Raw genomic sequence first — 12,076 nt, 5'->3', positions numbered from 1 at the left:
CCCGAACTCTAATCCGAGGAACTGTTGTCCGTCTCTGTTGGCGACCGTCCGAACCGCCTCAGTGGCGCCCCGTCCGGTGAACAGCCCTCTAGATACACTCCCCGATTCGAGCAACACCTTTTTTGCAGGTTGCGTCAATTTCTCGTAACTTACCTGCTCCACACACGGAGATCCGCGGTTTAGCCTCCCCTATCCACGTGCTTCGGGGAGCGGCACTGCCGCCCGAAGGGCATTTAGGTGCCCACTCCAGTGCCAACGCCTTGATCCCAGCATACCGCAAAGAGATCATAGCCAGCCCGGCATCCCCGCATTCGTAATTAGAATCGCTAGGCGGATGCCCTGACGATCGTTCAATGCGCGATCAAACGCGACAGAACGGCTCGAACCCAACATACATGGCCCAAGCCGATTTCCGGTCCCTGTGCCGAACCTCACTGCATCCGACCATTTGAGAATGGAGTTCCCCGCATGTCTGCTGTTATTCCCACCCTCGAGCACTGCTTCAGCGTTCGCCTCCGGTTTCCGGAAGGTCCCCGTGTGCGGTTCCAGCCCGCATTCTCGGACTTCCGGCGCGGGTTTGTCTCTGTTGCAGGGGGTGATGTGTTCGGGCCGAAGCTACAGGGCAAGGTCGTCCCGAATTCCGGGGGCGACTGGCCCCTGATGTGGGGTAGCGGCCTGATTGAATTCGAAGCACATTACATGCTGGAAGCCGACGACGGAACGCCCATCTACATCCACAATCGCGGCATTGCCTATTCCTCCCCGGAGACCCTTCGCAAGATCGAAGCGGGGGAGAGGGTTGATCCTGCGGAGACTTATCTGCGCATCACGCCGCGGTTCGAGGTTCCTGCGGGGTCACATGAATGGCTGGCTCGCACGGTGTTTGTCGGCACGGCCGAACGCCAGGGTAACGAAACCCAGTTCGAATATTACGCAGTGCGGTAAGCAGAAGAGGCGCGTTCCGCCTGCGGGACGCGCCTCTTTTGATAGATGATTGAGCCTTGGTGATCAGCCGGAAGGCGTTCGTGTGCCGGCCATATCCGGCTCGCGATCCTGAATGGCGATCCCGGAATTGAACGCAATATCGGTCCACATCTTCACGGACAGCACCTTGCAACCCGACATCGCACCGTGATCAACGACATGCGGGCAGTTTCACATCAAACTCTCAGCTTCCAGACCCAGACCTCGCCCTTGTCGGCATCAATGCGAACCCGGTCTCCGGTCTCGATATGCTCCAACGGATCGATGTCGAAATCGGTCAATGCGGGCACTCTCAGCACAACCGCACCGAGAGCTGCCTTGGTAGTGGTGATGTTGAACAACATCCCCAGCGGAGCCTTGTTCGTCAGCCGGGTCATATGGAACACCCCCGACCAGCCGGACGACCCTTTGGCACCGGGAAAGACAAGTATCTTGCCGGCAAAGGACTGCCCGCGCAGTTCGTGGTGGCTCTCGATCACCTCTCCCCTCATCGGGTCCACTCCGCCCCATCCGGAGATGGTCTGCTGCGTGACCAGAGCCTCCCCCTCTGCCACACCGCCCACGACCTTCCTGCCGCGGATTACAATATCAGGTTGGCGAACCTCGACGGTGGCCATTATCGCAAACTCCCTCTCCATTTTCCGCTGCATGCTGCATCGATGCATTCGGCGGTAGTCCCGTACCAGCCTTCGATGCCCATCATGGCAGGAAGGTAGTGAACCTGCTTGGCGCTATCGAGCGCAGCCACACGCGTGCCTTTGGGCACGGCCTGGCTGATGGCTGAGCAGGTATCGGTCATCAACTTGGCCCCGGCAGCGCGAAAAATATCGCCATATCCGCTGGCTTCCGCGGTTGCCTTCACCGCTCGGCTCGTGAAGATCCACAACTCGGCATTGGCATTGACCTTGCGTCCCTCAATCAGCCGTGCCGCTTCGGCGATCTGCTCGATCGAATAATGCGGGCAACCAAGCATGACGTAATCGACGTCGGTGTTTGAGCCGATGCTGTTCAAACGCTCGTAAACGGCGCGGCGCTCTGCCTGTCCGTAAACGAAGGTTTCCCCTCTGGAGGCACCGCCGAAAGCGGCCTCCATGCTCGGCGCCTCAGGTGTGATGCCAACCATGTGATACATCTCCACCCCGCCCGAGGATGCGGCAGCCGCACCGAAATGCTTGTGCCGTATAAGAGATTGCTGAGAAATCGCGCCATCCAGCACGGGAATGGTATCTTCCACAGCACCGCCGGTGAAATACCCCAGCATCCCCCATTCGAAGATCGAGTCCACCGGGACATCGACACGCACACGATGCTGTCCTTTCCGGAACTCGTCGCGATGGAAACCGAAATTGGGGATGCGGTTCGCCAGCATGGCAGCGCTGGTGGACTCGCGGCCTTCGCAATTGGTACGCCCGCCTATCACGGAATTGCAGAACACCACTGCGCTGGATTCCATCCATGCGCAGTGTTCACCCATCACCGGCACGTTGCCCGCCAGATAAGGGGTACAGGTCTTCAAAACCTGAATCCCATGAGCGGCCACCTCTGCCTCGTCATTCCTGAAGTTGGCGAATGCCTGCTCCGTCATCCCTTGGTCTTGCCACATGGAAGGGTCCATCCCTCCCTGCAGGTGGCAACTGAAGGCGTTCATGCGCGGCACATCCACCACTTCGTCGGAATCGAGATCAAAGCGCGAGAATACCGCGCGATAATCTCCGCCGTCGGCCGCGTAATACTCCTTGACCCATTGGGGTGAGGAACCGGGCACTCCGGCGACGTTGTTCGTGTAGACGAAATCTTCCGCATCCAGCGCCTCGGCATAGCGAACGAGCAGTTCCATGGCTTTTTGCACCGCAGCGCCATCACGCCCGTCCAGCATCGCGCGTTCGTCATCGCTCAGTTTGACCATTAGCCTTCCTTCGTTTCCTCTTCCCCGGTCCGAACCGCAGGAGAACGCCGCCCCGCCTGCACTTCTTCCAGATTCCGGACCATTCTGGTCAGCACCTTCTGAGCCACGGCGAGATCTTCTGCTCCGATGCCGTCAAGCATTTCACGGCGCAGCTGATTGGTAATTGACATGATATCGGCGATCACCTTTCGCCCCTTTTCCGTGATGCGATTGATCGTCACCCGCAGATCATCTCTGCTCTGATGCCGCTCCAGAAGGCCTTCCTCAGCCAAGAGGTGCAACATCCGAACCATAGTGGGGCCCTCAACTCCCACCACGCGTGCGAGCTCGCTCTGCGTGAGTTCCTCGCCCGAATAGGCGACCAGATAGAGCGTCTCCCAACGCACCATGGTCTGATCCAGAGGCCTGATCTGATCATTTGCCACCTTGCGCCAGCGACGAGCAGCGACGACCAGCGCACGGGTAAAGCGGAAATAGGTATCGTCCTCCGGGCTTTCCGGTGAGAGGCGATGGAAGTTTTCGAGATGCCTGTCGGACATATCGAGCTCAAATCCGCCGAACAGCAACCCTTTGAGGGAACGCGGACCATTTCTGGCGCGCGCTTTGCGAGGGGGAAGCGGCCCCCTTTGCTGCGCTGTCCTTGCCTTCTTGCCTCGTTTCATCCGAACCCCCTGAATGCACCTGATCCGGGTCCAAGATAGGGCGATATGCGGAACCGTCACAAGCCTTGGACCAGTATCAGCCACGATCGATCAACACCCCACCCGTGGCCATTTCCTGGACATCGCGGCGGTACATGCCGAGCCAACCTTCTGCCGGCGCCAGATTGCCCGCCGCACTACGTCTCGCAACTTCCTCTGAGGGCACCTCCAACTCGATGCTATGAGCCGCGACATCGATTGAAATGATATCCCCGTCGAGCACCTTGCCGATGGGGCCGCCTGAGTACCCTTCGGGCGCGACCTCGGCCACGGTGAGACCTTTCAGGCAAAGGCCGGAAAGCTGGCCATCGGTAACGAACGCAACGTCACGAGCCAGCCCCGCAGCGTTGATCGCAAACAGGATATAGGAAGCTCCGCCTCCCATTGCCGGCCCCGCTTTCAGCCCCTGGCCACGAACAACCAGCACGTCCCCCTTCTGCACGACACCGTCAGCAAGTGCCTTCAAGGCAGCCTCGTTATCGTCAAAGACCCGCGCAGGGCCTCGAAAAGCCTCCGGTCGAGAACCATCACGGATGCCGAGCTTGACCACCGCACTTTCCGGCGCAAGCGAGCCTTTCAGGATGGCTATGGCCGGCCCGGGGGAAATTGGCCGTTCCAGTGGCCGAATGATCTCGGCATCGGCTACACCGGCATCGGCAATGTCTTCGCCCATGCTCTTGCCGCTGGCTACCTTGACCTCCAGATCCAGCAGAGCTTCGAGGCGTTTCAGCATTGCCCGTGCGCCGCCGGCATCTTCGAACTGCTCGATACGGACAGCGCCATTGGGACGCACGGCCGACAAAACCGGAACCTTGTTTCCGACCTCGTTCCACAATTGATAGATGTCGAGATCCAGCCCGCCTTCGACGGCAGTGGCCTGCAGATGCTTGATCGCGTTGATCGATCCCGACACTGCAAGAACCATCGCCGCAGCGTTGCGGAAAGCCCCGGGGGTCATGATATCTCTGGGCTTCAATCCCTCATGTACCATCTGCACAATGCGAGCCCCGGCTTCGCGTGCCTTTTCGAACATCTTCTCGCTATTGGCGCGCACGGGAGCGGAACCGGCAACACACATGCCCAAGGCCTCTACAACGCAGTGCATGGTATTGGCCGTTGCCATACCCTGACAGACACCTGGCCCACGAATGGCCTGTGGCACAATCTCATCGACCCGATGCTTGCCGAAACGGCCGAAACTCTCCTCGACGCCGCCAGAGAAGAGATCTTCAATATCCACCGGATCGCCGTCGATCTCGCCGGAGGGTTGATAGCCGCCGATCACCAACAATGTCGGTATGTTCAGCCGCATGGCCGCCATGAGATGGCCCGGAGGCGTCTTGTCGCAACTGGTCAGGCACACCATGCCGTCCAACAATGCGGCTTCTACCTGCGCTTCGATATCGCTCGGGATCAGGTCCCTGCCTGCAAGGATGTAGCTGCCACGCTTTGCGGCACCCGTGATGAAATCGGAAGGAGCGGTTGTGCGCACCTCAAACGGCACGCCCCCTGCCTGCCGGATGGCTTCCTTCACCACCTTGGCTACGCCATCGAGATGAGCATAACAGACTGCCAATTCGGATGAGGAATTGACCACCGCGATCTTCGGTTTCAGCAAATCCGCCTCTGTCAGCCCCAAGGCAAGCCAATGGGATCTACGCACGGGGGAATTGGCTGCCAGGCTGCGAAGAGGCATTGATCAGTCCTTTCTGAATTGGGAAGTGGCCGGAGCTTCGCCCAACCTTCGCCGGACAAAATGCGCGATGCCGAAGGCGCACAGCATCAAGATGAGCGGGCAGATCGCCAGGATGGCAAAGCTGCGAACGATGGGCAGGCCGCTTGCCAGCACATATCCGCCGATCAACGGCCCGGCGATGCCCCCGATCTTGGCAATGGACGTGGCCCACCCTGCCCCGTTGGCGCGGATGGAAGTGGCGTAATAGACGCCGGCGATTGACAGGATGCCGAAATGGCCACCGCTGACCAGAGAGGTCGAGAGGATCGAAAGAAGCAGGAACGCATCAGGTGAAAGCGGAGCGAGGCCGATGAACAGCAATATCGGCGTGGACAGGGCGGGATAGATCGCGACTGCAATCGCACCATAGCGATCCGTGAAGCGCATGAGCAGCAGGCCACACAAGGCCCCCAGCGCGCCCGACAAAGAAGAGACGTAAGCTGCGGTATCCCGCGAGAACGCCAGATCTTCGTAAACGATGGGGCCCCAATTGGCCTTGAAATAGACCGCCAATGTGCTGGCGATATATCCCAGCCAGAGCAGAGTTGTGATCCAACGCAGATCACCCTGAAACAGCTGGCCGATTCTGAAATTCCCGGCTTGCCCGGCGCTTTCATCCCCCAGTACGAAACGGGTCGTAGGCTGCACTTCCACGTCAGGCGCGATACGATTGATAGTGGCGGCCACGACCTCGGGCGACTTACCCTTGGCCACCAGGAACCTGATGCTTTCCGGTAGAAAGAACAGGAGCAGCAGCGCGCACAGGATCGTCGCTCCGCCGCCAAAGATGAACACGCCTTCCCAGCCGTGTTGAGGGGCCACCAGCACAGTGACCGGCCCCGCCAGCGCTGAGCCCAGGCTGTATCCCATCATGATCACGGTGACGACCGTGGCGCGGTAGCGTCTGGGAACGAATTCGATGTTCAGCGCCCAGGCCAGAGGCAGCATGCCGCCGATAGCGAAACCATCGAGAAACCGCAGGACGAGCAACTGCTCATAGCTGCGGGCAAACGCTGTTGCGAGGGTAAGCAGGCCGAAAGCGAAGGCCGCCCCCACGATGACGTTACGCCGTCCAAAGCGATCGCCAAGATAGGCAAGCGCAAAGCCGCCCAGCATCATGCCAAGCAGCCCGATGGAAAACACATTGCCCAGCATGATTTCATCAAGGCCCAGCTCATCGCGCATGTAAGGCGCAGTGAAGCTGATCATCATCATGTCGAACCCGTCGAAAACGGTAATCAACCAGGAGAGGACGATGAGCCTGTAATTGAACGGGCCGAGTTTCCGTCCGTCTATCAGGGCAGCTATGTCCAGGGTGGCCATGCGCAGCTCTACCTATTGGCCATTCGGCCCTGCCACTCTTGTCGGGGGGATGACAGCGACCGAAAAAAAGCTGGCTGGCACCGGGGCCAGCCAGCGGGGAGGAAGCTCAGTAGTTCAGACGAATCCCGGCTTTGAAGAACCTGCCGACCGGATTGAACAGCACGTTGTTGCCGCTGCCATTGGCTCCCGGGAAATTCGGCGGATCGACGTTAAAGACGTTATCCGCGCCGAAATAGACACTGGCGTTGCCATCGCCCCCGATGGGCAGCTTGTAGGTCGCCAGAAGGTCCACGTAGAAGCGGCCCGGCATCGCGTTGGTGCTGGAACTGTTGGGCAGAGAAATCGAATAGCCCTCCTGCTCAGCGCCGATGAAAGCCGCGTTGTAGAAGCCCTTGTTGATCCAGCGCAGGTGCGTGTTGAATTCAAACCGGTCGCCCAGTTCGAGCGTCGCGTTAACATCGGCCGTCCAATCGGGAATGCCGGGAGGGGTGCCTCCACGAAGGCCGGTTTGCCCCGCCCGTTCCGTGGGCCCCACGGCGTCGACGGTAATCAAATCCCGGACGTGGCTCACAAAAGTACGCAGGGTAAGCGCATTCTCGCCGCCAAGCGGCTGGCGATAGGAAAGCTCGAAATCCACGCCGCGAGCGATCAACTCGTTCACGTTCTGGAACGTGTCCTGGATATTGGTAATCACGCCACCGCCGTCACGCGTAACGAGCGAGCAGCTGAGCGGGTCACCCTGATAACAGCGCGTCACGATATTCTGCTGGCCGAGAGTGCTGATCGCGTCCTTTATGTCGATATCGTAGTAGTCGACAGATGCGCGGAAGCGGCTGAAGAAGCCGGCCGTGGGCTGCACGACCATGCCGATGGTGAGAGTGTCCGCCTTTTCGGGTACGAGGTTGGGGTTGGAGCCCAACGTGATGGGCGCCACCATCTGCAATCCATCCCGCTGCGGATCGTTCAGAATGCCAGTGGTATTCGTGGTCGGACCGAACAGTTCGGAAACGTTGGGCGCACGAACGTCGCGCGAGCGGGTTACACGGAAGCGTACTGCTTCAATGGGGGCCCAGACGGCGCCCAGCTTCCAGGTCGTCACATTGAGCGACGATGACGGGTTGAAATCACTCGAACGATTGTAATGCGTGCGGCGAACCGCACCGCTGGCGCTGAGTTCGTCGAAGAACGGAGTATCGGCGAGAATGGGAACTTCCACCTCCCCGTAACCCTCGATCACTTCGATCTTGCCGGAAATGATCGAACCGCCAGCGGTAAAGAATTTCCTTTGCTGGGATAGCGTGTCGGTGTCGCCGGCCACTTGATCGCTGCGATATTCCACACCCACCGCGACGCCGAGCGGACCGGCGGGAAGTTCGATTGGAGAACCGGTGATATTTGCCGCCGCCACATGCTCTGTGGTGATGTTGGTCTGGAAGCCGTCTGCCCTGACGTAGTCGGCCGCTGCCGCAAAGGTCGCGCCCTGGCCGTAACCGAAAGGATTGAGCGGCACACATGCGGGATCGTCATTCGCGGTGGAGGCGTCCGAATTGACGCGGCACACGATGGAGCCATTCCCCAGTTCCACGGAATCGATGGCGCGAAGCAAACGCTCCGTAATGATGCCGTTGATCAGATCGCGGCGGAATTCATTGCGGCCATACTGGTAATAGGCATCGAAATTCCAGCCGTTGCCCATATCGTAGTCAAGGCTTGCCACCGCCCGGTAGACATCGTTCTTCGAGATAAGATCCGCCGGACCGATATCATCGAACCCCTTACCCAGCGTGAAGCTGGTCGCGTTGCTTTCCGCAAGGATCGTCGGAATATCCAGCGTCGGATCGCTGGAGCGCGGGATGAAGGGGTTGTCCGCATTGATGACCAGCGCCGTATTGCGATAGCCCACGGCCCGGTGACGCCCTTCGCCATGGCCGTAATTGAAACCGAAGCCGAACGTGAGATCGGGAGTGGCTTCCCACGTCAACTGTGCCGCGGCGTTCCAGCGCTCCGTGGGCGAGACGATGGGAAAGTCGAAATAGATATTCTCCCCAGGTCCATCGCTCTCGCCACCCACGGAATATAGGGAATTGACCATAGTACCGAACTGATAACGACGCGGCGTTCCATCGCGATTGAAGGTGATGCCATCGATCGGACGCAAAGTGGGCACCAGCTTGCCGGTATAGGCTGAGGAAGGCGGGGTCGTGACGCCTTCATAATCCGCGCTCCAAGGATAGACCCCGCTCAGGATGTTATTGGCCGGAACGCCTGAAGCCCCCGGGTTACGCCCCCAGTTGATCTTGCCATAGGCGCACCAGTCTCGTTCCGGGCAGCCATCAATGCCGGTGTTCTTCTCATATTCGCCACCCACGACGAGATGGAGGCGGTCCCCGAGCGCCCACCCGCCAGCAGCGCCGATCTGGAAAACATTGTTGTCGCCGTAATCGGACGTGCCGAGCTGGGCATTGAACTTATAGCCGTCCAGCTTGTTGTTCATGATCAGATTGACCACGCCGGACACGGCATCCGAGCCATAAACAGCGGACGCGCCCCCGGTCACCACTTCCGCGCGGGATAGCAGGATCGAGGGGATCATATTGGTATCGACCGTCGCCTGAGTGGTCGAAGGCACGAAACGCTTACCGTCCACCAGCGTCAGCGTGCGAACCGAACCAAGCCCGCGAAGGTCGAGGATGCGGCCGCCGACATAGCCCGCTGCGGGGGAAAGTCCGCTCGAAGCGGGCGTTTCAGTCGAACGGAAGGCAGGTATTTCGCTCAGGGCCTCGCCAATATTCGAAGCAGCGCGCTGCTCCAGGCGCTCCGCCCCTACCACTTGCACCGGAGTTGGAGCGTCGAACCCGCTGGTAATACGCGACCCGGTCACCACAATCGGCTGGTTCGCATCTTCCGAGGTCGCCGCACCTTCGGCTGTAGTGTCCTGCGCCAGGACAGGGGTGGCAGCCAGAATTGCCGATAGCGAAACAAAGCCGGTCGCCCAGCCGCTTTTCAAGGCCCGCATCATCTACTCCCGTTTTCCGCCAGCTGTTTGCCGGTCTCCCGCTTGGGTATCGCGTAGTTATATAGATTTCTACTGTTTTTTGCCATAACGCCGACAATCGCCGCCACAATGCATGATATTCTGAGATTAATCGATTGTTTTGGATGGATTAAAATTTACGATCTCAGCCCACTAAAACTCTATGTCTGGGCATTTTTGCGCCCAGCAAACACATTTGTGTAGAATTTATATCAAAGCTGACCTAATCGCCGGAAAACCGTGATACCGGGCATAAACGAGGGAAAACTGGATGACTGATGGCGTGGAACGGGTGCGCGAGATTCGGCAGACCGAAGACCGATTCCTCGCTTCCGATATCTTCGAAGGCTCGGATCGCACGATCGGCCCCGCAAATGGCGTCGGCGAGATCGAGGAAGAAGCCCGGTCCATTCCCATCTATCACAAGGCGGATGTGGCCGTGATCGGCGGCGGCCCGGCGGGCTGCGCTGCGGCCTATTCAGCCGCAAAGGCAGGGGCCGATGTGGTCCTGCTCGAACGCTATAATCATCTCGGCGGCCTTTCGACTGGCGGGCTGGTCATCTGGATCGACCGGATGACTGACTGGGAAGGGCGCCATGTCATTCAGGGCTTTGCCAGGGATTTCATAGACCGGATGCCGAAGGAAGGCGTCGCCGGCCCCCCTCTGGCCGATTGGGGCTCTCGCGATCCCGGCAAAGCCGATTATTGGCGCCTGCGCACTTCCGCCTTCCACGGGATCGTCTCGTGGGCCCCCACTCTCGATCCCGAGAGAATGAAATTGCTGGCTCAGGAAATGCTGCTGGAAGCGGGCGTCCGCCTTGTCTTCCACGCATGGGCAGCCAAACCCACGATGCGGGACGGCAAGGTGGCGGGCGCAATCTTCGAATCCAAGGCTGGCCGACAGGCCGTGCTGGCAGACGTCGTGATCGATACGACCGGCGATGGCGACATATTCGCCCGCGCCGGTGGAGAGTTCGAGGACGATATCGAACAAGGCGACGTCCACCATTCGATGAACACCAGTTTCCTGATCGGCGGCGTGGACATGGAACGCTGGCTGGAGTTCCGCGCAGCCAGCGTCGATCAGTTCAACCAGTTCACGGCCCTGGGGCGGGAAAAGCTCAGATTTTTCCAGACGCCCTATGTCACGTGGCGCAACGACATCGCAGTTTTCATGGGGCCGCGCCAGTCAGGCCTGTCCGCACTGGACGTGGACGACATGACCGAGGTGGAAATTCGCTCCCACCGCTTCATGGCGGCGCATTGCGATTTCTTCCGGCGCCATGCTCCGGGCTTCGAAAATGCCTATATGCTGCAAAGCGCCCCGCAACTCGGCGTGCGTCACACCCGCCGCTTGGCGGGCATCGGCAAAATCGAACGCCGGAACTGGGGCACCGGCGCCCCCGCCCAGGACGAGATCGGCATCAGCCCCTCGGTCAGCCCGAAATATCCAGTGGTTTCCGTCCCCTATGGCTGCCTTGTCCCGCGCCAGCTGGACGGCTTGCTTGCTGCCGGGCGGCATATCTCCTGCGATGCCAACAGCCACGGCTTCATGCGCGAAATCCCGCAATGCTGGCTGACCGGCCACGCCGCCGGAGCGGCCGCCGCCATCGCGGCAAACCGCGGCATTGCCCCGCGCCAGGTCGACATCAGTGAATTGCGTGCACTGCTAAGAAAACAGGGGGCATTCTTGTCGAGCAATTAAAGCGGTTTTCGAGGACCATCCGGTGGCATGCGGTCCGAGGGAGGATCGAGCCAGCAAGAGCCTCCCTGCACCCTCTCCCCCCAACCCGATCGAGAAGGCTTTCTCCCGCTTCAAAGTATGATCCGAAAGGCCGGTAAGAGAACCGTCAATGGACTGTGGGCCTCATCCGAAAGCTCGTCGAAATCTTCCGGCCACACGAATGCGCCAACTACTTCATATCGCAAAATGGCACTATAACTTCAACTACGATAATTGCGCATAAATCGGATATTAGCGGCCCCTTTTTATCTAAAAGTTCCTGACTTTCGCACCCCAATCCCATTCATTGTAGGTATACATGAAACCGGAATAATCATTATTTTCATAATTGCCTCTAATCACCACCGCCCCATTCAGCCTTATTCCGGAAAAGCCTTCGAGGTCGCTCTGCTCTGAAAAAATACATTGCAGGTGGTATTTATAGCGACCGGCGACCGCTGTATCCGATGCCAACACGCGGACCTCACCGTCAAGGGATCCAAACCCTGCCTGCTCTGGAGAGGAAATTCGCGATTCTGTAGCGTCTCCGTCGAGGACAACTTTCAATCTCAGCCTGATATTTCTCCGTAGCTGCTGGCTGAGCCTTTCAATTGTCGGCAGAAGAAAGTCAGATGCTATTACTTCGCCGATATCTTTTGCAGTCGTCATA

At 59.2% G+C, this 12,076-nt stretch carries 9 protein-coding genes; 2 read left to right on the top strand and 7 right to left on the bottom strand.

Annotation, left to right across the window (positions count from 1 at the left end):
* Positions 1-468: 468 nt before the first annotated feature.
* Entirely contained in the window at positions 469-945 is a 477-nt protein-coding gene (locus tag H0274_RS14255) for a DUF3237 family protein (RefSeq protein ID WP_226796152.1), read from the top strand.
* Positions 946-1,160: 215 nt separating this feature from the next.
* Here the strand turns inward: H0274_RS14255 and H0274_RS14250 are convergent, their stop codons facing one another.
* The 6 genes from H0274_RS14250 to H0274_RS14225 form a co-directional block, all read right to left on the bottom strand.
* Positions 1,161-1,601, bottom strand: a complete 441-nt coding sequence (locus tag H0274_RS14250; RefSeq protein ID WP_226796151.1) for an aconitase X swivel domain-containing protein — start codon at positions 1,599-1,601, stop codon at positions 1,161-1,163.
* On the bottom strand, positions 1,601-2,890 hold the full coding sequence (locus tag H0274_RS14245) for an aconitase X (RefSeq protein ID WP_226796150.1): 1,290 nt from the start codon (positions 2,888-2,890) through the stop codon (positions 1,601-1,603). The genes H0274_RS14250 and H0274_RS14245 overlap by 1 nt, the downstream gene beginning before the upstream one ends.
* Complete coding sequence (locus H0274_RS14240; protein WP_226796149.1) at positions 2,890-3,552, bottom strand: MarR family winged helix-turn-helix transcriptional regulator; 663 nt, start codon at positions 3,550-3,552, stop codon at positions 2,890-2,892. The genes H0274_RS14245 and H0274_RS14240 overlap by 1 nt, the downstream gene beginning before the upstream one ends.
* Before the next feature lie 76 nt (positions 3,553-3,628).
* Positions 3,629-5,287 (bottom strand): dihydroxy-acid dehydratase, encoded by a 1,659-nt coding sequence (locus H0274_RS14235; RefSeq protein WP_226796148.1) that lies wholly within the window; start codon positions 5,285-5,287, stop codon positions 3,629-3,631.
* 3 nt (positions 5,288-5,290) lie between these two features.
* Positions 5,291-6,649 carry an MFS transporter gene (locus tag H0274_RS14230; protein ID WP_226796147.1) on the bottom strand — a complete coding sequence of 453 codons (1,359 nt, stop codon included), beginning with the start codon at positions 6,647-6,649 and terminating at the stop codon, positions 5,291-5,293.
* A 106-nt stretch (positions 6,650-6,755) separates the two neighbouring features.
* Entirely contained in the window at positions 6,756-9,665 is a 2,910-nt protein-coding gene (locus H0274_RS14225) for a TonB-dependent receptor plug domain-containing protein (protein WP_226796146.1), read from the bottom strand.
* 289 nt (positions 9,666-9,954) lie between these two features.
* On the opposite strand from H0274_RS14225, the gene H0274_RS14220 reads away from it, so the two are divergent.
* On the top strand, positions 9,955-11,388 hold the full coding sequence (locus H0274_RS14220; protein WP_226796145.1) for an FAD-dependent oxidoreductase: 1,434 nt from the start codon (positions 9,955-9,957) through the stop codon (positions 11,386-11,388).
* A 288-nt stretch (positions 11,389-11,676) separates the two neighbouring features.
* Here the strand turns inward: H0274_RS14220 and H0274_RS14215 are convergent, their stop codons facing one another.
* On the bottom strand, positions 11,677-12,075 hold the full coding sequence (locus H0274_RS14215) for a hypothetical protein (protein WP_226796144.1): 399 nt from the start codon (positions 12,073-12,075) through the stop codon (positions 11,677-11,679).
* Position 12,076: the final 1 nt, after the last annotated feature.

The sequence above is a fragment of the Fulverythrobacter ferritrahens genome (genome assembly GCF_020539485.1).
GTDB classification, from domain to species: domain Bacteria; phylum Pseudomonadota; class Alphaproteobacteria; order Sphingomonadales; family Sphingomonadaceae; genus Andeanibacterium; species Andeanibacterium ferritrahens.
This window is presented reverse-complemented; position numbering and strand designations above follow the sequence as displayed.

Excerpts from the sequence above, each read along its gene's own strand:
- H0274_RS14255 (WP_226796152.1), top strand. The coding sequence starts at position 469 with ATGTCTGCTGTTATTCCCACCCTCGAGCACTGCTTCAGCGTTCGCCTC.
- H0274_RS14250 (WP_226796151.1), bottom strand. The coding sequence starts at position 1,601 with ATGGCCACCGTCGAGGTTCGCCAACCTGATATTGTAATCCGCGGCAGG.
- H0274_RS14245 (WP_226796150.1), bottom strand. The coding sequence starts at position 2,890 with ATGGTCAAACTGAGCGATGACGAACGCGCGATGCTGGACGGGCGTGAT.
- H0274_RS14240 (WP_226796149.1), bottom strand. The coding sequence starts at position 3,552 with ATGAAACGAGGCAAGAAGGCAAGGACAGCGCAGCAAAGGGGGCCGCTT.
- H0274_RS14235 (WP_226796148.1), bottom strand. The coding sequence starts at position 5,287 with ATGCCTCTTCGCAGCCTGGCAGCCAATTCCCCCGTGCGTAGATCCCAT.
- H0274_RS14230 (WP_226796147.1), bottom strand. The coding sequence starts at position 6,649 with ATGGCCACCCTGGACATAGCTGCCCTGATAGACGGACGGAAACTCGGC.
- H0274_RS14225 (WP_226796146.1), bottom strand. The coding sequence starts at position 9,665 with ATGCGGGCCTTGAAAAGCGGCTGGGCGACCGGCTTTGTTTCGCTATCG.
- H0274_RS14220 (WP_226796145.1), top strand. The coding sequence starts at position 9,955 with ATGACTGATGGCGTGGAACGGGTGCGCGAGATTCGGCAGACCGAAGAC.
- H0274_RS14215 (WP_226796144.1), bottom strand. The coding sequence starts at position 12,075 with ATGACGACTGCAAAAGATATCGGCGAAGTAATAGCATCTGACTTTCTT.